Genomic DNA, 18,685 nt, shown 5'->3' on the forward strand with positions numbered 1-18,685 from the left:
CGATTTCGCCCGGACCGGTCCCCGCGGACCGCCGCGCTTTATTTCCCGGCCGGTCCACGGGTCGGTATGAAGCTCTCCGAGTACGTCGACCGACTCGACGACCGACTCGACACGGCCGCGTACGCCGACGTCGACGCGAGCGCGAACGGGCTCCAGGTGGGGCCGGAGGAGGCCGAGATCGAGCGCGTCGCGTTCGCGGTCGACGCCGCGCGGGCGACGATCGAGACCGCCGCCGACGCGGACGCCGACGCCCTCGTCGTCCACCACGGGCTCTCGTGGGGCGGGATCGAGCGCGTCACCGGACGGGTCCACGACCGGATCGCGGCCTTAGTCGAGCACGACATCGCACTGTACGTCTCGCACCTCCCGCTCGACGGCCACCGAGAACTGGGCAACGCCGCCGGCGTCGCGGACGCGGTGGGGCTCGCGGACCGCGACCCGTTCGGCGAGATGGGGCCGGTGACGGTCGGGACGATCGGCGAAGCGGCGGAACCGCGGTCGGCGGCGGCGATCCGGGAGACGCTCGACGGCTTCGAGGGGCAGCCGGAGGGCGAGTCGTCGCCCACGCGGGTGCTCGACTTCGGCCCCGACGAGATCGAACGGGTCGCGGTCGTCACCGGCTCCGGGGTCGACTGGCTCGACGAGGCGGTCGCCGCCGGCGCCGACGCGCTGATCACCGGCGAGGGGAAACAGCAGGTCTACCACGACGCGCGGGAGGCGGGCGTCACGGTGTTCCTCGCCGGCCACTACGCCACGGAGACGTTCGGCGTCCGCGCGCTCCAGTCGCTGACCGACGACTGGGGCGTCGAGACGACGTACCTCTCGCACCCGACCGGGCTGTAACGGGGGCGCGACCGCGCTCCCGGCGGCGCGCTCGCCGCCGAACGCAACCCTTACCGCTCGCGTCCGCGCAGTCGGGGTATGCGCGATCACTTCGAGATCCGGGGCCACGACGCCGCCGGGCGGATCGGGCGGCTGGAGGTCCCGCGCGCCGACGTCACGGTCGAGACGCCGGCGCTCCTGCCCGTGGTCAACCCCAACGTGCTCACGATCGAGCCCGAGCGGCTCCGCGAGGAGTTCGGCGCGGAGATGCTTATCACGAACTCCTACATCATCCGCAGCACGGACCGCATCCGCGACCGCGTGGTCGACGAGGGGCTCCACGAGTTCCTCGGGTTCGACGGCGCGATCATGACCGACTCCGGCTCCTTCCAGCTGGCCGAGTACGGCGACATCGACGTGACGACCGCGGAGATAATCGAGTTCCAGCGGCGGATCGGCAGCGACGTGGCGACCCCCGTCGACGTCCCGACGCCGCCCGACGCGGACCGCGAGCGGGCGGAGCGGGAGTTAGAGACGACGAAGCGGGCGCTCGCGGACGCCGAGGACGCCGACACGGGCGAGATGCTGGTCAACGCGCCGGTCCAGGGCGCGACGTACGCCGACCTCCGCGAGGCGGCGGGTCGGCACGCGGCCGCGACCGACCTCGACGTGTTCCCGGTCGGCGCGATGGTCCCCCTCCTGAACTCGTACCGCTACGCCGAGGTCGTCGAGGCGGTCCGCGCGGCGAAGCGCGGGCTCGGCCCGGGCGTCCCGGTCCACCTGTTCGGCGCCGGCCACCCCATGATGTTGGCCCTCGCGGTCGCGGCCGGCTGCGACCTGTTCGACTCGGCCGCCTACGCGCTGATGGCCCGCGACGGCCGCTACCTCACGGTGTCGGGGACGGAACACCTGGAGGACCTCGACTACTTCCCCTGCTCGTGTCCCGTCTGCGCGCACCACGCCCCGGCCGACCTCCGCGGCTTCGGCGACGGCGAGACGGAGCGCCTGCTCGCCGAGCACAACCTCCACGTCACCTTCGAGGAGCTGCGCCGGGTGAAGGAGGCGATCCGGTCCGGGAACCTGCTCGACCTGGTCGACCGCCGCGCCCGCGGCCACCCGGCGATGCTCGACGGCTACCGCGCGCTGCTCGACCACGCCGAGGAGCTGGAGCGCACCGACCCCGGCTCGAAGGACGCGTTCTTCTACACCTCCCACGAGGCGACGCGCCGGCCCGAGGTGCGACGGCACCGGGACCGCCTCGGCCGGCTGACGGCGCCGGACGACCTGTTGCTCACCGAGTCGAAGGCGCCCTCCGACCACGCCTACGACGCGGTGTGGCGCGTGACGCCGCCGTTCGGCCCCTACCCGCCCGCGCTCTCGGAGACGTACCCGCTCACCGCCGAGGTGCCCGAGCGGACCGACGACGCGGCGCAGGTCGCGGCCGCGGCGGGCGTGGCCGCGCTCGCGGACGCCAACCCCGAGACGGCGCTCACGCTCGGCCACGACGCGTGGTGCGACGCGGCGCTGGAACGGCTCCCGGACCGCGTCGAAACGGAGAACCTGCGGACGCTCGGCTGACGGATCGGCGGCTCGCGAGGGAGCGTCGTCGCGGCGAAAAGCGCAGCCGTGACCGCGTCGCCCGCCCGTTCCGGACGCCGACCGCCTCAGTCGCGTCGGTGTCCGAGCGGCTTCTTCTGGTCGACCTCGACCTCGACGTGGATCGAGTCCGGGAAGTCGCGGCCGACCACGTCGCGTGCGATGTCGTCGGCGCCGTGGATCTCCATCGAGCGGCGGTACACGTCGTAGCGCCACGGCGAGAACTCGTCGCCCGGCGCGAGGTCCTTGTACAGCGGGACGGTGACCGTCTCGGAGGGGCTCGCGTGCGGGCCCTTACACTCGGCGCCCTTGCGTTCGAGGGTCTCCTTGAGCTCTTGGACGGTCTCGACGAGCACGTCGCGGTCGCCGGACGCGAAGTCGAGTTTCGTGACGAAGGTCATGGCTGGGGGTCGTCCGCCAATGGCCGCCCGAGCGGTAAAAACGCATCTACCCGCGATTCCGGGCCCCGACTTCCCCCCGGACGTGACGGTCGCTGGAGCCGAGCGCACCCGCGGTATCTACACCGCCGCGCGCCGCGGCCGCGTTCGGGCTCGAACCCCGTGTTACGGGTTCGCGTTTAGCCGGCCCGCGGAGTCGTCGCGCTCGCCGGACGGTCGGCGCTGCGTCGGACCAGTTCCCTGAAGATGGCCGGCCGGACCGTCCCCTCGGTCGACCCTGCGCAACCGAGTGATCCGCCAGCCGTCGCCCCGACAGCGGACGGGTTCGAGGACGACTTCGACCGCGTCCCCGAGGCGTAGGTCCGCCAAGCGGTCGCGGGCGTCCTCGGTCGCGTCGATGGCGTGATACGTCCGGCCGTCGACGCCGTGGAGCGTCACGCCCCTGTCGCGGTGCGGTTCCGTCGCGAGTCGACACCGCCGCCGAACCTCGGCAGTCGCTCCCATTATTCCGGGCCACGTGCGACGCAATGATAAAACGAACTATGAGACCGACCGAGTGCTATTGACCGGTACCGAGAGCGGTGTGGCGCCGTTTCGACCGTCCGGCGATGCTCGGAACCCCGCCGTGTCGTCTTTCAGTCCGCACTGACGCGACCGTTCGGAAGTCCGACACGCTCTTTAGGGGTGATCGCTTACCTGCGGCCAATGACGGTCGAAGCGACCAGTGCCGGAGCCATCCTCTTCCGCGATACCCGCGGCGAACGGGAGTACCTGCTCCTGAAGAGCCGACCGGGGGACTGGGAGTTCCCCAAAGGCGGGGTCGAGGGGGACGAGGAGCTCCAGCAGACGGCGATACGAGAAGTCGGCGAGGAGGCCGGAATCGAAGACTTCCGGCTGATCGACGGGTTCCGCAGGGAGTACGACTACGTGTTCGAGGCGAACGGGGAGACCATCCACAAGACGGTCCACCTCTTCATCGCCCGCTCGTTCGAGGCGAGCGCGGAGCTCTCGAAGGAGCACCGCGACCTCCAGTGGCGCGACTACGACCAGGCGATCAACACGATCACGCAGGACGGCCCGCGCGACATCCTAGAGGAGGCCCACGAGTACCTCGACGAGCGGAAGGACGAGGAAGACGGCAAGTACGTCTGATCGGGACGGGGCCGCACGCGGTCGACGGCGGCCGCACCCCCCGAGCGGTTCGCTTTTGTCCGCCCCGCTCGACAGGTCGACCAGTGACGCCCGACGCCGAGTTCGGCTACGAGCTGTTGGTCTGCCGGTTCGCCGAGCTGGCCTGGCACCCGAGCGAGGGGCCGCGTCCGGCGATCGTCGCCCGCCAGCTCGGTACCAAGGAGCGCCGCTGGGACACGGTCGTGATCGAGGTCGACCCGGCGGCGTTCGCGCGGCGGCGCGCGTTCGGCGACCGGACCATCGACTCCGACCTCCTCCACGTGGTCCGCGGCGCGCCCGCCGAGTGGGCGTGGTACCGCGACGCCCTGCCGGACCCCGGCTACCCGTGGCGCTACGTGCGGCGGGCGGTCCACCGCGCCGCGGGCCGGGACCTGATCGAGACGCGCCGCGACGGGAACCGGATCGAGATCCGCCGGGTGCGGCCCTACCCGGACTGGGTCGAGCGGATCGTCGCGGTCGAAAACAAGCCGGACCTTGACCGCTCGGCGGCCGACCGGCTCGCCGACCAGCTCGACCACGACGTCGAGACCGGGCTCGCCGACGAGGCGTGGCTCGCGACGGAGACGACCGGCGAGCGCGTCGAGCCCGCCCTCCTCCGCGAGCTGCCCGTCGAGGCCGGAATCCTCGCGACCGACTTCTCCGCGGGCGTCGACGCCGACGCGGCCGACGTGGCGTGGCACCCGAGCGACCTCGCGCCGGGCGAAGGCGAACGCCGCGACCCCGAGACGGAGACGCTCCGGCTTGAGATCGCGGAGCGCGCCTACGGGAAGGGGTGGCGGTCGTTCCACGAGACGATGCGTCCCGACTGTAGGCACTTCGAACTCAGGCGCGAGGGGCGCGCGCTTCTCCCGCACTGCGCCGCGAAGGGGAAGGTCCCGACCGCGCGGGAGTGCTCGGGGTCCTGTCCGAAGTTCTCGCCGGAGCCGCCGCAGTGGCGCACGCGCGGGTGGCCCATCGAGGGCGGCCCGGGGAAGGGGTACAAGCGAGTGTTGGACCGACGGCGGGAACGCGAGCGGGACCGGCCCGAAAGCGTTGAGTGAGTGGGAGAGCCAGCCCGCCGTATGCGGTCCCCGAACCAATCGCTCGCAGAGTACGCCGCGCGAACGGTGGTCGTGGTGCTCACGCTGGCGGTCCTCCAGTACACCGGGCTTCTCCTCGACGGTCCCGCGGGGATCGATCCCGGACACCTCGCCGCGGTCGCCGTGCTGTTCCCGGCGTTCTCGTACCTGATCGCCCTCGTCGGGACGAACGTGCGGTCGGGCGCCGAGTGAGACTCGCCGCGAGCGACCTCCGGAGCGGCGGTCAGGAGTCTTCCCGGACACGCCGGACGGCCTCCCTGTCCGGGAGCGCCGTCATCGCCCCCTCGGAGCGGGTCGACGCCGCGGCGACGGCGTTCGCGAACCCGAGGACCTCCTCGGGCGCGGCCTCGTCGACCAGTCCCGCGACGACGCCCGCGGTGAACGCGTCGCCCGCGCCCGTCGTGTCGACGACGTCGTCGACGCGGTAGCCGCCGTGGCGCCACTCGCCGCACTCCCACGGGGAGTCCTCGCCGGCGACCAGGCGCGCCCCCGCCTCGCCCTCGGTCAGGAAGACGGCGTCCGGTCCGGCGTCGAGTAGCTCGTCGGGGGCCGCCGGGAGCGCGTCGCCGCCGAGGTCCTCCCGCGAGGCCTTGAGAACGTCCGTCGCCGAGAGCATCCGCCGCAGCGTCGGTTCGGGGTCGACCTCCCAGAGCTCCGGCCGGACGTTCGGGTCGAAACAGACCAGCGAGTCCGCCGCCCGCGCGCGCTCGACGAGGTCGAACGTCGCCGAGCGGGCCGGTTCGACGGTCAGCGTCACTCCGCCGACGACCACGACGTCGACCGACTGGAGGACCTTGTCCGGGACGCCGCTCGCGTCGAACCGCCTGTCGGCCGTCCCCTCTCGGTAAAAGGTGAACTCTCGGTCGGCGTCCTCGTCGTGCGAGACGAACGCCAGCGCGGTCCGCGCGTCCGGAACGCGGCGCACGAACCGGTCCGAGATCCCCTCGCGGTCGAGGACGGACGCGAGGTGCTCGCCGAAGGCGTCGGTCGCGAGCGCCGTACAGAACCACGGCGTCCGGTCGAGCCTGGCGAGCCCGACCGCGACGTTGGCCGGCGCGCCGCCAGCGCGTCGGGAGAAGGACTCGACCGCCGCGAGCGGGCCGTGCCTGTCGGGGATGAAGTCGATCAGCGCCTCGCCGGCGACGAGCGCCTCACGCGTCATGCCGCGCTCGGACGGGTCCGCTGTGCTGGCCGCGCCGTTGCTCCGCGGTCGCCTCGCCTCGGTGCCGACGGGACATCTCTCGACCCGCACCTCGCGCGTGCCGGTATTAAATTCACGGGACCCCGGCGGCGTCCGCAGACGGCGCCGGCCGGACCTCAGCCGGACTCGGCGTACAGCCGAGCCTCGTACGGGCGCAGGTCGAACGGCTCGCCGGGCGCCTCGGGCACCGACTCGTAGTTCCCGAGGAGCAGCGCGGCGGACGGCCCGACCGGGGTAACGTCGGCCGTCCGGGGTTCGCCCGAGAGGTTGAGCACGACCACGACCCGCTCGCCGTCGAGGCGCCGCTCGTAGACGTACAGCTGCTCGTCGTCGGGGTAGCGGAGCTCGTAGGAGCCGTACCGGAGCGGCTCCGAGTCGCCCCGCACGCCGATCAGCGTCCGGTAGTACGACAGCACGGACGGCGTCCGTTCACGCTCGCGGGCGGCGTTGACGGCCTCGTAGTCGTCGTTGACCGGGAGCCACGGGTCGCCGTCGGTGAAGCCCGCGTGTCGGCCGTCGGTCCACTGCATCGGCGTCCGAGCGTTGTCGCGCGACCGGGCCTCGACGACGCCCCTGACCTCCCCGTACCCGCCGTACACGCCGTCCGCGATCAGCTCGCGGACGTTCCGGACGGTGTCGATGTCGGCGACGTCGTCGAGGCTCTCGAAGGTGGTGTTCGTCATGCCGAGCTCCTGGCCCTGGTAGACGAACGGCGTTCCACGCAGCGTTAGGAGGGCCGTCGCGAGCGCCGTCGCGGACTCGTAGCGGTACCGCTCGTCGTCGCCGAACCGGGAGACGCTGCGCGGCTGGTCGTGGTTCTCGAAGAAGAGGGTCGTCCACCACTCGTCGTCGAGGCCGCGCTGCCACGTATCGAGGACCGACTTGAGCTCCGGCAGCGTCCACTCGCCGACGTCCCACCGGCCGTTCGGCCCGAAGTCGACTTGGACGTGTTCGAAGGGGAAGACTAAGTCGAGCGGGCCGTCCTCGCCGGTGTACTCGCGGGCGGAATCCAGGGTTAGCTCCGGCATCTCGCCGACGGTGACGATGTCCCGCCCGGCGAACACCGCGTCGTGCATCTCGGCCAAGTACTCGTGGATCCGGGGGCCGTCGACGAAGTGTTCGCTCCCGACGAGGTCTCGACTGGGGTCGCCGTCGGGCAGCCCCTCGGGCTTCGAGATGAGGTTGAGCACGTCGAGCCGGAACCCGTCGATGCCCTTGTCGAGCCACCAGTTCATCACCTCGTGCATCTCCGCTCGAACGTCCGGGTTGCGCCAGTTGAGGTCGGGCTGCGTCGTGTCGAAGAGGCTGAGGTACCACGCCTCGCGCTCCTCGTCGTACGTCCAGGCGGAGCCGCCGAAGAACGACTTCCAGTTGTTCGGCGGCTCGTCGGCGTCCCCCTCGCGCCAGACGTAGTAGTCGCCGTACTCCCCGTCCGGGTCCGTGCGGGACCGCCGGAACCACTCGTGTTCGGACGAGGTGTGGTTCGCGACCATGTCCATCACCAGGCGGATGTCGCGGTCGTGGAGGCCGGCCAGCAGCGACTCCCAGTCGTCCATCGTCCCGTACTCCGAGTGGATCGAGCGGTAGTCGCTGACGTCGTACCCGTTGTCGTGCTGGGGCGACTCGTACACCGGGCTCAGCCAGACCGCGTCGACGCCGAGCTCGTCGACGTAGTCGAGCTTCTCGACGATGCCCGGGATGTCGCCGACCCCGTCGCCGTCGGAGTCGTTGAAGCTCCGCGGGTATATCTGATACACCACCGCCTCCTTCCACCATGCGCGCTCTGTCATTTTTGGTGCGATCCGGCCGACGCGGCGCGCGGTCCGCCGCGGCTCTCCGCCGGTCCGACCGGTACTGCGTCGATAGAAGTCCCTCGTCTGTTAGCACTATCGAAACGGTCCAGTCCGCCCGCAATCGTCCGGTTCGATCGGCGGGCGGCGACGGCAGACGACCGCCGTCCCGCGCCGCGAGATGGATCGCGTTTTTATCCCGGGAGGCGATGACCAACGCATGACAGCCGGACCGGTTCGCGTCGGGCTCCTCGTCGAGGGGGACCCGAGCGACCGACAGGCGGCGGCGCGCGAGTGGGCGGACGCCAGGTACGACGTCGACCTCGTCGACCCGGCGCGGGTCACGCCGACGACGGCGCACGACGTCCTCTGGTGGCACCGCGCGGAGGCGCCGGCGGTCGAGGACCGGACCGCGTCGGCGCTCGCGGCGTTCGTCCGCGACGGCGGCGGACTCCTCCTGAGCCTCCGCGCCGTGGGGGCGGCGACGTCGCTCGGCTTCGAGTCTGTCGCGCCCGACGCCGTCGGGACGCGGACCGTCACGGCCCCGACCGGGCCCCTCTGGCGGTCGGTGTACGACGACCACCCCGCGGTCGACGCGTTCGAGGGGCTCCGGACGCCCGTCGCGGACCGCGGGACGGTTCCCTACGCCCGCTACGAGGACCGGCTCCCCGCCGATGGCGAAGTCCTCGCGTCGACCGTCGAGGGCGAGCACGACCGGCCGACCCAGACCAGCGTGGTCTCATGGCACCCGGGGGAGGGTGCGGTGCTGGGCGTCGGCGAACTGGCGCTCGCGCCGGCGGTCTCGGAGCCGTACGGCACGAACCGAGACCGGCTCGTCGAGGGGCTTGTCGAGTCGCTGGTGGCCGGCCCGAACCCGAGGTTCGACCGCCCGGTCGACGGGGAGGGGTTCCGACGCCTCAGAGCGCGGCTCGACGGCGACGAGCAACGGCCCCGGTACCACCTCACGCCGCCGGCGAACTGGCTCAACGACCCGAACGGGCTGATCGAGCGCGACGGGACGTATCACGTGTTCTACCAGTACAACCCGGGCGGCCCGTACCACAACTCGATCCACTGGGGCCACGCCACGAGCGATGACCTCGTAACCTGGCGCGACGAGCCGGTCGCGCTGTCACCGTCGCCCGACGGCCCGGACAGCGACGGCTGCTGGTCGGGCTGTGCGGTCGAGTTCGACGGCGAGCCGACGATACTGTACACCGGCGGGCGTGGCCGCCGACAGCTCCCCTGCCTGGCGACCGCCGCGGATCCGATGCTGCGGTCGTGGACCAAGGAGCGGTCGAACCCGGTGATCGAGGCGCCGCCGGACGACGTCGACGTGCTGGAGACGGAACACTGGCAGGCGGAGTTCCGGGACCACTGCGTCTGGCGGGAGGACGGCCGGTGGCACCAGCTCATCGGCTCCGGCCTCACCGACGTCGGCGGGACGGTCTTCCGGTACAGCTCCGAGAACCTCCGCGACTGGCGCTACGAGGGGCGGTTCCTCACCGCAGAGCGGCCGGACGCCGGGGCGGTCTGGGAGTGTCCCGAGCTGCTCCGCTTCGGGGAGTGGGACCTCCTCCACGTCTCGGACTACGAGAGCGTCCCGTACTTCGTCGGCACGCGTCGCGACGGGGCGTTCGAGGTCGCCTCCCGGGGCGTCCTCGACCGCGGCGACTTCTACGCGCCGCAGTCGATGGCCGTCGACGACGGCTACCTGACGTGGGGGTGGCTCCCCGAGGCCCGCGACGCCGAGGCACAGTGGGACGCGGGCTGGTCCGGCTCGCTGTCGGTGCCGCGGCGGATCGAGGTGGACGAGTCGGGCGAGCTGACCCAGCGGCCGGCACCGCAGCTGACCGCGCTCAGGGAGGCGAAGCAGGTCGACGGGGCGTCGGTCTCACTCGACGACGAGCGGTGGACCGCTCCCGCTGGCGGCCGCGCGCTCGAACTGGCGGCGACGGTCGCGCTCGACGACGCCGACGCCGTGACGCTCTCCGTCTTCGAGTCGCCGGACCGGCGAGAGCGCACCGAGATCCGCTACAACGCGACGAACGAGCTCGTCGTCGACCGCTCGGCCGCGAGCGAGGACCCGCGCGCGCGGAGCGACGAACAGCGGATGCCGGTGACGCCGTACGACGAGCCCCTCACCCTCCGGGCCTTCCTCGACGGCTCCACGGTCGAGCTGTTCGCCAACGAGCGCCACTGCCTGACGAGCCGCGTCTACCCGACGCGGACGGACAGCACCGGAATCTCGTTCGCGGCGTCCGGCGGCCGCGCAGAGGTCGAGGACCTCTTCATCTGGGAACTCGACGGCGGGTTCCCGGACACGCCGTCGGGCCGGACGGACTGAGCCGGCGGCGCCGAGGCGACAGCCGGTCGTCGCCCGCGAGGCCGCTCGTTCTCTCGCCGCTCAGACGGATTGCAACCGATCCGCGGAGACGCGTCGATCGACCGGCACGACCGCCGAGCGCGCGATCCGCCCAATTTCATGAATATTAACTCAACTCCGAATTAATATTCCGAAGATATAAGTGTCGGCGTCCCCAATCAGTAATCGAGATGAGCATGAACACAGTCCTCCTCGCCGTCGGATCGAAAGACGAGAGCCGCCTCGAAGAACTCGCGGAGACCGCGGCGTCCGTCGTCGACCCGGACGGCCGCGTCGTCTTACTCCACGTGTTCGACCGCGAGCGATACGACACGATCGAGACGCAGCTGAACATCGACGAAGACTCCGAGGTCACGCCCGACGATGTCTCGGAGCGGTCGCGGATCGTCAGCGACGTCGCCGAGCGACTCGAACGCGCGGGCGTCGACTACGAGATTCGCGGCGCGCTCGGCGAAACGGCCGAGAGCATCCTCGACAAGAGCGAGAGCCTCGACGCCGACCTCGTCGTCGTGGGCGGGCGCTCCCGCTCGGCGACCGGGAAGGCGCTGTTCGGCTCGACCGCGCAGCGCGTGCTGCTCGAAGCGGACTGCCCGGTGACGTTCGTCAAGGACCGGTCCGAGGAGCAGACGGAAGCGACCGTCCCCGCGTAACTCGGCGTTTTTTCTCCCGTCCGGCGCACCGGTCGCGGAGTCGCCGGCCTCTCACCTCCCGCCCGCACGCACTGCGGACGGCACGAGAACGGTCGCGTAGGCTACGGGACCGGCTCGTCGTACTCCGACCCGAACGGGCGGTCGGCGCCGTAATCGCCGCCGACGGCGCCTTCGCGGGTCACCTCGTCGAAGTCGTCGTCGGGGACTTCGGACTCGTCGACCGGCGGGAGCGGCTCGTCCGGCGCGGGGATCCGCCAGGCGTCGAGCGCCCCGAGCAGCCGCGTCTCGTCGCCGTCGACCGCGAGCCGGAGCGTCGGCGCGAGCGTGCCGCCGAACCGCGCGCGCTGCTCGGCCTCCGGGAGCTCCGCGACCGCGTCCAGCGAGTCGCCCGCGAAGTCGTGGTAGTTGAGGAAGCTCTGGAGCAGCACCTCCTCGCCGTGGGCGAACGCCATCCACGAGTACGCCTGGAACCGCGCGCCTGACGGGTTCGTCGCCACGAGCCCGCTCCCGTTCAGGGGGCGGTACGGGCCCTCGAACCGGTCCGCGACGAAGCCGTACAGCCCGTCCGGGCCGGTCACCCCCGGCGCGAACGTGTGGACGTGGCTGCAGACGAACAGGTAGTAGCAGCCGTCCGCGACGACGACGTGCGGGCGTTCGAGCTCCTGGTTCACCTCGACGGCGTCGAGGAGCGGCGGGCGGAGCTCCCACGAGAGCGGGTCGCCCGTGGGGGAGGCGGCGACGCCGACGCAGCCGTTGAACTCGCGCCGCTCGCTCGTCGCGGCGTCGTCCCCGTCGCGCTCGGGCGCCGGGACGTTGGCCTCGAAGAGGAGGTGGGTCTCGCCGGACGCGGGGTCTTCGAAGAACCACGGGTCGCGGAAGGTGTACGTCATCCCGCGCGACTGCGCCTCCGTCTCGTACCGGTCGCCGTCGGGCTCCAACAGCGTCTCGTGGGTCCACGGGCCCGCGATCTCGACCCCGTCCGCGTCGGCGGTCACGGAGCCGCCGTGCGCGACCGCGATCCGCTGGGTGTACGTCAGTTCGTCGGCGTCCTCGCGGCCGGCCGCGGTGTAGAAGAGGTAGACGTCGCCGTCGTCGTACAGCGCCGAGCCGGCCCACTGCCGCTGACCGAGCGCGCCGCCGTCGAAGACCGGGCCGGCGTCGCGCCACTCGCTCCCGTCGCGCGAGCAGAAGCAGCGGATCTCGGCCACGTCGTGGCGCGTCCCGGGGAGGAGGTCCGCCGACGCGGTCAGCGAGAACGCCAGCCGCCAGCCGTCCACCTCCGCGATCCCCCCGTGGCGGTCCCGCAGCAGCCACGTGTCCCAGATGTGGAGGTCCGGGAAAGGGTCGACGGTCGGCGGACCCGCGACCGGGGCGACGTTCCCCCCGCGCCGCCCGATCCCCGCGGCCTGCTCGCGCGTCCACCGTGACCGGGGCCGACCGTCGGCTCCGGGGAGCGAATCGTCCATACAATCTCTCCACAACGGACCGAATAAAGCCTTTTCAGTCGGGACGACTCGCGAGCGACGGGACCCGCCGAGACGGAGATAAAACGTTTTATTACAGCCGTGGTAGTTCAACGCATGGAACCACGACGTCCCGGACGAGATCGAGCGGTCCGCGCCCGCTTCGAACGCGCGCATTCCGCCGATCCGACAGTCGGCCGTGCGGTGGCTTCTGTCGGGACGGAGCGACCGATCGGGGACGGTGGATGAGAGTGGACCGCGCAGAACTCACGGAGACGCTGGAGGACGCCGGCCTCTCGCCGTACCAGGCCGACGCGTACGTCACGGTGCTTGAGCTGGGCGCCGCCCCGGTCACGCGGGTCGCCGACGTCAGCGGGGTGCCCGACCCGCGGATCTACGACGTGTTGCGCGACCTGGAGAGCGCCGGCTACATCGAGACGTACGAGCAGGAGTCGCTGTACGCCCGCGCGAACGACCTCGACGAGATCACCGACGACTTGGAGTCGCGGGCGAAGCGGCTCACGGCCGCGACCGAAGAGATCGAGCGCCGCTGGAACGAGCCCTCCGTCGAGCGGTCGACGGTGAGCATCGTCACTCGGTTCGAGACGGTGATCAAGAACGCCGACGAGTTCATCCGCGAGGCCGAGACGCAAGTGAACCTATCGCTCGGTGTCGACCACTTCGAGCGGCTGCGCCCGGCGCTCCGGGCGGCCACCGATCGCGGCGTCCGCGTCAACCTCTCGATACACACCCCGGACGGTGACGGCGAGGTGCTCCCGGATGCCGAGGACCTCGCCGGGATCTGCTCCGAGGCCCGCCACCGCCGCGTCCCGTCTCCGTTCGTTGTGATCGTCGATCGGACGAAGACCTGCTTCGCGCCCCACGCGGGGTCGACCAACGAGTACGGCGTGCTCGTCGACGACCGCACGCACACGTACGTGTTCTACTGGTACTTTCTGACGACCCAGTGGGACGCGTGGAAGTCGATCTACACGACTCGCGACGACGAGCCGCCGATCGACTACATCGACATTCGGTACTGCGTCCGCGACGTCGCGCCGCTCCTCCGCGACGGGGCGACCGTCCGGCTCCGGATCGAGGGAACCGACACCGAGAGCGGCGACGACCGTGTCGTCGAGGGCGTCCTCTCGGACGTCGTGGTCGCTGGCGACGATGACGCGGTCGACGCCGACACCGTCGCCAGCTACGGCGGCCGGGTCGGGCTCGTCGTCGAGACCGACGACGGGCCCGTCGAGGTCGGCGGTTGGGGCGCGATGGTCGAGGCTGTCGAGGCCCACCGGATCACGCTCGTCAGCGTGGCATAGCGGTCGCGAACGGTTCTCTGCGTCAGTCGGAAGCGGGCCTCGAACGCCGCGAGCTCGCGCCGGGGCGCCGGCGGCGAGACAGCGAGGAGAGGCCGCGGAGCGGACCGCGGGTCGCCGACTACAGCGAGTGGCTGATCGCGTCGCCGCTCGCCCGGTCGAATAGGTGGACGTTGTCGCGGTCCAACACGACCTGAACGTCGTCGCCCTCGGAGATCGTCGTGTCGGGTTCGAGGTTGATCAGCAACTGCCCCTCGCCGCGGCCCTCGGCGCTCGCCTCCACGTCGCGGTCGAACAGGAGGTACGCGTTCACCTCCTTCCCGACCGGTTCGATCACGTCGACGACGGCGTCGAACGCCTTGGTCGGCGCGCCCGCCTCCCCGGCGTTTCGTTCGAGGTGAACGTCCTCCGGCCGGACGCCGACGGTGACGTTCTGGCCCGGCGAAACACCCTGTGCGTCGGGGTCGAACTCGATGTCGGTGTAAGTCGACTCGAACCCGTCTGCGACCGCCTCGCCCTCGATGAAGTTCATCGACGGCGATCCGATGAAGCCGGCGACGAAGCGGTTTGCGGGCTCGTTGTAGCACTCCAACGGCGGCGCCACCTGCTGGAGCACGCCGCTGTTGATCACCGCGATCCGGTCGGACATCGTCATCGCCTGTGCTTGGTCGTGTGTGACGTATATGATGGTCGTGTCCAGCTCGCGGTGGAGCCGCTGGAGCTGTGTGCGCATGTGGACGCGTAGCTCCGCGTCGAGGTTCGCCAGCGGCTCGTCCATCAGGAATGCGCCCGGGTTGCGGACGATGGCGCGAGCGATGGCGACGCGCTGGCGCTGCCCGCCGGACATCTCGCTCGGCATCCGTTCCATCATCCCCTCCAACTGGACGATGTCGGCCGCCTCCTCGACGCGCCGCTCGACTTCCTCCTGGTCGTACTTCCGGAGGCGGAGCCCGAAGGAGATGTTGTCGTACACGTCCATGTGCGGGAACAGCGCGATGTTCTGGAACACCATGGAGATCCCCCGGTCCTTCGGCGGCAGGTCCGTGACGTCGCGCCCACCGATCTCGATGCTCCCCTCCGTGGGGAGCGTGAGTCCGGCGATCGTCTCCATCGTGGTCGACTTGCCGCACCCGGAGGGGCCGACGAAGGTGACGAACTCGCCGTCCTCGATCTCCAGGTTCATGTCGTCGACTGCCGTTACGTCCTCGTATCGTTTCGTGATACCCGATAGTTTGACTGATGCCATGGTTACTCCTTGACCGCCCCCGAGGTGAGTCCGCTCACGATCTTCTCCTGTGCGACGACGACGAGGATGGCCACCGGCAGGACCGCGACGATGCTGGCGGCCGCCATGAGGTTGTACAGCACCTCGAACTCGCCCTGGAACCGGAGGATGCCCTCCAGCATCGGCGCCCAGCTACCGGGGCGCCCGTCGGTCATCAGCGAGCTGAAGAAGTACTCGTTGTACACCGAGATGAACGTCAGCACGCCCGCGGTCGCGACGCCCGGCGCCGAGAGCGGCACGATCACGCGGAACAGCGCGCCGAGCCGCGTCGTCCCCTCGACCCGCGCGGCGTCCTCTAGCCCGTCCGGGATCTGCGAGTAGAACGTCATGAGGATGAATATCGACAGCGGCAAGAAGATCGCCGACAGCGGGATGAAGATCGCGTACGGCGTGTTGTACAGCGACCCGGCCGAGAGCAACGGCCGCAACACGTCGACGTTGGTGTTGAACAGCCGGTTCAGCGGGATGAAGAAGGCTGCCGGCGGGAAGAAGGACGTCACCAGCACCAGAAGCAGCATCGGCCGCCGGCCGCGGAACCGCAGGCGGCCGAACACGTAGCCGGCGAGGCTCCCGACGAGCAGCACCGCCACGGTCGCGATAGTGGCGATGAGGAAGCTGTTGAACACGTATCGGTGGAACGGGAGCGTGGTGAAGATTTCGATGAACGCCCCCGGGTTGAACCCCGCCGGGAGGAACACGCCGACCTCTGAGAGGTTGTTCCGCGGCGTCAGCGCGACGACCAGCAGCCAGTAGAACGGGAACAGCGTCGTGACGAGGAAAAAGAACGTCGCCACGTAGAACGCCATCCGGTACGCCCGCTGCGGGTTCGAGATCATCTTCGCGGCCCAGGCCTCGATCGGGCCGCGGTCGAGGTCGGGCTCCTCGCGGTCGGCCTGGTTCGCCATCTCGACGGTCGGGTCGTCGTCGCCCGTCGCGGGATCGGTCGCGCTCATGCGACACCCCCGCTGCTCCGACGGAGCGCGACCAGGTACGCGACCACGAACGCGCTGATGACGATCGCGGTCAGGAACGCGACCGCGGACGCGGTGGCCCAGCGGCGGCTCTCTTGGAGCGCGATGATCACGAGACAGGTCAGCGACGGCACCGTCTCACAGCCCGCGGTCGCGTCGATGAGCCCGTAGATCCGCATCGCGTCTAGCGTCCGGAACAGCATCGCGACTAGGAGTGCGGGCGCTACGAGCGGCAGCGTGATGTACTTGAACCGCTGCCACGGCGACGCGCCCGAGACCTTCGCGACGTCGTAGAGCCCGCGGTCGATGCTCTGAAGCCCCGCGAGGATGAGCAGCGCCATGAACGCGGTCGTCTTCCAGATGTCCGCGACGAGCACGATGAAGAACGAGTCCGTGCTGCTTGACAGCGGGTTGTCGCCGAACACGCCGAGCCACCTCATGAACTCGGTTCCCCAGCCGATGGTCGGGTTGAAAATGAGGAAGAAGATCATCCCCTGAATGACGATTGGGATGGCCCACGGAATGATGATCGCCACCCGGACCCACCGCCGCCCGTAGAAGTCTTGATCGATCACGAGCGCCTGTCCGAACCCGATCACCGTCTCGAAGACCACGCTCGCGATCGCGAACGCCAGCGTCGCCAAGAGCGCCTGTTGTAGGAACGGGGCGCCGAACTCCACGAACGGGAATCCGTCGGCGAGCGTCACCGAGATGAACTGCTGGGTGAACGGCGTCTCGCCCGTGAGCAGGTCCACGTAGTTACCGAGACCGATGAATTCCCCGAACGGCTCCGCGCCGGAGAGGGAGTTCGCGAGGAGCGAGAACCGGAACGTCGCGATGAGCGGGTAGAACGCGACGACCGCGAGCAGCAGAAACGCGGGAGCTAACAGCACGTACGCGTACACCTCCTCGGACTGCGTCTCCAGCCAGTTGAGCGGCCGGGCGAACACCGAACCGCCGTCGTCCGCCCGCGCGTCGGTTGCCATCTCGATCCCCCGTTACTCGGCCAGGTCTTCCTCGAGCGATTCGAGGGAACTTTCGAGGTCGGACATGGCCTGTTCGGGCGACTTCTCGCCCGCGTACGCGTCCGAGACCTGCGAAGCCACCTGGCTCTCCTGGTCGGGCCACGCGACGGTCACCGGCCGCGGAACCGTGTTCTGGCCGGAGACGGCCAGCGTGTCGAGGAAGTCGCCGAGCGCGCCGACCTCTTCGGGGTCGACGTTCTCGGTCACGGACGGGTCCGGGGGGAGGTACCCGCCCTCCGAAAAGTTGTTCACCATCACGTCCTCGTTGGCGAACGCCTCCAACACCTGGACCGCCTCGTCGAGCCGCTGGGTGTTCGGGTTGATGGTGAGGTGCCAGCCGCCGAGCGCGGCGGCGGGACCGCCCGTGCCCTCGTACATCCCCTCGCCGGACTCGACGCCGTACGGCAGCGGCATCACGTCGTAGTCCTCGGCGTCGAACTCCTCGGAGTCGAGGTTGAGCGGGATCGCGTACGGCCAGTTGCGGTGGAAGATCGCGTTCCCGGACGTGAACGGCTCGCGGGACGGCTCCTCGGTGAACGCCCGTAGGTCGCTGTTGGAGATCTGCGGGAAGTCCGGGTGCGCGTACTCGGCGTCCGGGCCCTCCATGAACGACCGCATCATGCGGATCGTGTTCAGGACCGGCTCGTCGGTCACGGTGATCGGGCGGTCGCCGATCGGTCCGAAGAGGTTCTCGTGGTCGCCGAAGTAGGCGCCGCCGAACGACGTTATCGTCTCGCTGAACGTACAGCAGGCCAGCCCCACGTAGTTGTCGGCCTGCGTGGTGTACCCGTAGTCGATCTCGTCCCCGTCGGGGCCGCCGTTCTGCTCCCACACGTCGGCGGCCACCTCGGCGAACTCCTCCCAGCTCAGGGGCTCGGTCGCCCAGTTGTCGCCCTCCGGGTCGTAGCCCGCCTCCTCGACGAGGTCCTTCCGGTAGTGCATCACCGGGTAGTCGGGGAACAGCGGCAGTCCGTACAGGTCGCCCGTCTCGGGGTCGCTGGCCGTGCTCACCGCGCTCTCGAGGTAGTTACCGTCGACATAATCGAGGGTGTCCGACGAGAGCTCCTCGCTCAGGTTCACCAGCTGGTCGCGCGCGATGAACGGGATCGTCCACCCCGAATCCATCATGAAGATGTCGGGGCTCGCGCGCCCGGCGTCGAGCGCCGACGTGAACTCGGAGCGCCGAGCGCCCGACTCGAAGTCGCCGGGGAGGATCTCGACTTCGATCGACTCGTCGAGCCCCGCCTCGTACAGGCTCTCGGTCACCGAGTCGGAGATTCCCTCCCACTCGCCGTCCATGGTGATCTGGATCGGCCCGTCGCCGCCACCGCCGCCGCCGCAGCCGGCGAGACCGACCGTCGCGCCCGTCGCGCCGGCCGCCTGTATGAACCGCCGCCGCGATACCCCCACACGCCCGCCGTCCTGACCGGAACTATTGTCTACCATTACAGCTGTTGTTATAAAATACACCCGTATATAACTATTGATGGCAATAGTAAGAGAAGT

General features: G+C 70.2%; 17 protein-coding genes. 8 read left to right on the forward strand and 9 right to left on the reverse strand.

Translation table 11 applies throughout. The features are described from left to right. The first annotated feature begins 66 nt into the window (after positions 1 to 66). Positions 67 to 843: a Nif3-like dinuclear metal center hexameric protein gene (locus EXE50_RS01855; RefSeq protein WP_053772079.1), complete on the forward strand. Its 777-nt coding sequence runs from the start codon at positions 67 to 69 to the stop codon at positions 841 to 843. Between the two features lie 78 nt (positions 844 to 921). Continuing rightward, on the forward strand, positions 922 to 2,400 hold the full coding sequence (tgtA, locus tag EXE50_RS01860) for a tRNA guanosine(15) transglycosylase TgtA (protein ID WP_137704195.1): 1,479 nt from the start codon (positions 922 to 924) through the stop codon (positions 2,398 to 2,400). An 86-nt stretch (positions 2,401 to 2,486) separates the two neighbouring features. On the opposite strand, the gene EXE50_RS01865 is transcribed toward tgtA, so the two are convergent. Both EXE50_RS01865 and EXE50_RS01870 read right to left on the reverse strand, forming a co-directional pair. After that, entirely contained in the window at positions 2,487 to 2,819 is a 333-nt protein-coding gene (locus EXE50_RS01865; RefSeq protein ID WP_053772077.1) for an uS10/mL48 family ribosomal protein, read from the reverse strand. Between the two features lie 162 nt (positions 2,820 to 2,981). Next, positions 2,982 to 3,320: a hypothetical protein gene (locus EXE50_RS01870; RefSeq protein ID WP_121598910.1), complete on the reverse strand. Its 339-nt coding sequence runs from the start codon at positions 3,318 to 3,320 to the stop codon at positions 2,982 to 2,984. A 201-nt stretch (positions 3,321 to 3,521) separates the two neighbouring features. Between EXE50_RS01870 and EXE50_RS01875 the strand changes: the two genes are divergently transcribed. The 3 genes from EXE50_RS01875 (at position 3,522) to EXE50_RS01885 (ending at position 5,278) form a co-directional block, all read left to right on the forward strand. Next, positions 3,522 to 3,968, forward strand: a complete 447-nt coding sequence (locus EXE50_RS01875) for a bis(5'-nucleosyl)-tetraphosphatase (protein WP_053772075.1) — start codon at positions 3,522 to 3,524, stop codon at positions 3,966 to 3,968. A gap of 83 nt (positions 3,969 to 4,051) precedes the next feature. Beyond that, positions 4,052 to 5,047, forward strand: a complete 996-nt coding sequence (locus EXE50_RS01880) for a DUF5787 family protein (protein WP_121598909.1) — start codon at positions 4,052 to 4,054, stop codon at positions 5,045 to 5,047. Positions 5,048 to 5,068: 21 nt separating this feature from the next. Beyond that, positions 5,069 to 5,278, forward strand: a complete 210-nt coding sequence (locus EXE50_RS01885) for a hypothetical protein (protein WP_053772073.1) — start codon at positions 5,069 to 5,071, stop codon at positions 5,276 to 5,278. Positions 5,279 to 5,309: 31 nt separating this feature from the next. On the opposite strand, the gene EXE50_RS01890 is transcribed toward EXE50_RS01885, so the two are convergent. Together EXE50_RS01890 and EXE50_RS01895 are read right to left on the reverse strand one after the other, a co-directional pair. Beyond that, positions 5,310 to 6,248, reverse strand: coding sequence for a carbohydrate kinase family protein (locus EXE50_RS01890; protein ID WP_137704196.1), 939 nt, complete (start codon positions 6,246 to 6,248; stop codon positions 5,310 to 5,312). A gap of 155 nt (positions 6,249 to 6,403) precedes the next feature. Continuing rightward, a complete protein-coding gene (locus EXE50_RS01895) occupies positions 6,404 to 8,077 on the reverse strand; it encodes an alpha-glucosidase (RefSeq protein WP_137704197.1) in 1,674 nt (557 codons plus the stop codon). A 220-nt stretch (positions 8,078 to 8,297) separates the two neighbouring features. Between EXE50_RS01895 and EXE50_RS01900 the strand changes: the two genes are divergently transcribed. Both EXE50_RS01900 and EXE50_RS01905 read left to right on the forward strand, forming a co-directional pair. Then, positions 8,298 to 10,424: a glycoside hydrolase family 32 protein gene (locus EXE50_RS01900; RefSeq protein WP_137704198.1), complete on the forward strand. Its 2,127-nt coding sequence runs from the start codon at positions 8,298 to 8,300 to the stop codon at positions 10,422 to 10,424. A 209-nt stretch (positions 10,425 to 10,633) separates the two neighbouring features. Continuing rightward, positions 10,634 to 11,113 (forward strand): universal stress protein, encoded by a 480-nt coding sequence (locus EXE50_RS01905; protein ID WP_053772070.1) that lies wholly within the window; start codon positions 10,634 to 10,636, stop codon positions 11,111 to 11,113. A gap of 101 nt (positions 11,114 to 11,214) precedes the next feature. Here EXE50_RS01905 and EXE50_RS01910 read toward each other — a convergent pair whose 3' ends face one another. Further along, complete coding sequence (locus tag EXE50_RS01910; protein ID WP_137704199.1) at positions 11,215 to 12,579, reverse strand: glycoside hydrolase family 68 protein; 1,365 nt, start codon at positions 12,577 to 12,579, stop codon at positions 11,215 to 11,217. 242 nt (positions 12,580 to 12,821) lie between these two features. On the opposite strand from EXE50_RS01910, the gene EXE50_RS01915 reads away from it, so the two are divergent. Continuing rightward, a complete protein-coding gene (locus tag EXE50_RS01915) occupies positions 12,822 to 13,901 on the forward strand; it encodes a TrmB family transcriptional regulator (protein ID WP_137704200.1) in 1,080 nt (359 codons plus the stop codon). Between the two features lie 118 nt (positions 13,902 to 14,019). Here the strand turns inward: EXE50_RS01915 and EXE50_RS01920 are convergent, their stop codons facing one another. From EXE50_RS01920 to EXE50_RS01935, 4 genes are read right to left on the reverse strand one after another with little or no spacing between them, the layout of a single operon-like run. Beyond that, positions 14,020 to 15,144 (reverse strand): ABC transporter ATP-binding protein, encoded by a 1,125-nt coding sequence (locus EXE50_RS01920; RefSeq protein ID WP_199236357.1) that lies wholly within the window; start codon positions 15,142 to 15,144, stop codon positions 14,020 to 14,022. Between the two features lie 2 nt (positions 15,145 to 15,146). After that, positions 15,147 to 16,088: a carbohydrate ABC transporter permease gene (locus EXE50_RS01925; RefSeq protein WP_053772366.1), complete on the reverse strand. Its 942-nt coding sequence runs from the start codon at positions 16,086 to 16,088 to the stop codon at positions 15,147 to 15,149. Positions 16,089 to 16,132: 44 nt separating this feature from the next. Beyond that, positions 16,133 to 17,140, reverse strand: a complete 1,008-nt coding sequence (locus tag EXE50_RS01930; protein ID WP_053772066.1) for a carbohydrate ABC transporter permease — start codon at positions 17,138 to 17,140, stop codon at positions 16,133 to 16,135. A 12-nt stretch (positions 17,141 to 17,152) separates the two neighbouring features. Continuing rightward, a complete protein-coding gene (locus tag EXE50_RS01935; protein WP_082356871.1) occupies positions 17,153 to 18,625 on the reverse strand; it encodes an extracellular solute-binding protein in 1,473 nt (490 codons plus the stop codon). Positions 18,626 to 18,685 lie beyond the last annotated feature (60 nt).

The sequence above is a fragment of the Halorubrum sp. ARQ200 genome (genome assembly GCF_005435115.1).
Classification (GTDB): domain Archaea; phylum Halobacteriota; class Halobacteria; order Halobacteriales; family Haloferacaceae; genus Halorubrum; species Halorubrum tropicale.

What these genes read in the sequence shown, in the direction of transcription:
- tgtA (WP_137704195.1), top strand. Translation starts at nt 922, where the DNA reads ATGCGCGATCACTTCGAGATCCGGGGCCACGACGCCGCCGGGCGGATC.
- EXE50_RS01935 (WP_082356871.1), bottom strand. Translation starts at nt 18,625, where the DNA reads ATGGTAGACAATAGTTCCGGTCAGGACGGCGGGCGTGTGGGGGTATCG.
- EXE50_RS01910 (WP_137704199.1), bottom strand. Translation starts at nt 12,579, where the DNA reads ATGGACGATTCGCTCCCCGGAGCCGACGGTCGGCCCCGGTCACGGTGG.
- EXE50_RS01930 (WP_053772066.1), bottom strand. Translation starts at nt 17,140, where the DNA reads ATGGCAACCGACGCGCGGGCGGACGACGGCGGTTCGGTGTTCGCCCGG.
- EXE50_RS01865 (WP_053772077.1), bottom strand. Translation starts at nt 2,819, where the DNA reads ATGACCTTCGTCACGAAACTCGACTTCGCGTCCGGCGACCGCGACGTG.
- EXE50_RS01925 (WP_053772366.1), bottom strand. Translation starts at nt 16,088, where the DNA reads ATGGCGAACCAGGCCGACCGCGAGGAGCCCGACCTCGACCGCGGCCCG.
- EXE50_RS01900 (WP_137704198.1), top strand. Translation starts at nt 8,298, where the DNA reads ATGACAGCCGGACCGGTTCGCGTCGGGCTCCTCGTCGAGGGGGACCCG.
- EXE50_RS01895 (WP_137704197.1), bottom strand. Translation starts at nt 8,077, where the DNA reads ATGACAGAGCGCGCATGGTGGAAGGAGGCGGTGGTGTATCAGATATAC.
- EXE50_RS01875 (WP_053772075.1), top strand. Translation starts at nt 3,522, where the DNA reads ATGACGGTCGAAGCGACCAGTGCCGGAGCCATCCTCTTCCGCGATACC.
- EXE50_RS01905 (WP_053772070.1), top strand. Translation starts at nt 10,634, where the DNA reads ATGAGCATGAACACAGTCCTCCTCGCCGTCGGATCGAAAGACGAGAGC.
- EXE50_RS01915 (WP_137704200.1), top strand. Translation starts at nt 12,822, where the DNA reads ATGAGAGTGGACCGCGCAGAACTCACGGAGACGCTGGAGGACGCCGGC.
- EXE50_RS01870 (WP_121598910.1), bottom strand. Translation starts at nt 3,320, where the DNA reads ATGGGAGCGACTGCCGAGGTTCGGCGGCGGTGTCGACTCGCGACGGAA.
- EXE50_RS01855 (WP_053772079.1), top strand. Translation starts at nt 67, where the DNA reads ATGAAGCTCTCCGAGTACGTCGACCGACTCGACGACCGACTCGACACG.
- EXE50_RS01920 (WP_199236357.1), bottom strand. Translation starts at nt 15,144, where the DNA reads ATGGCATCAGTCAAACTATCGGGTATCACGAAACGATACGAGGACGTA.
- EXE50_RS01885 (WP_053772073.1), top strand. Translation starts at nt 5,069, where the DNA reads ATGCGGTCCCCGAACCAATCGCTCGCAGAGTACGCCGCGCGAACGGTG.
- EXE50_RS01890 (WP_137704196.1), bottom strand. Translation starts at nt 6,248, where the DNA reads ATGACGCGTGAGGCGCTCGTCGCCGGCGAGGCGCTGATCGACTTCATC.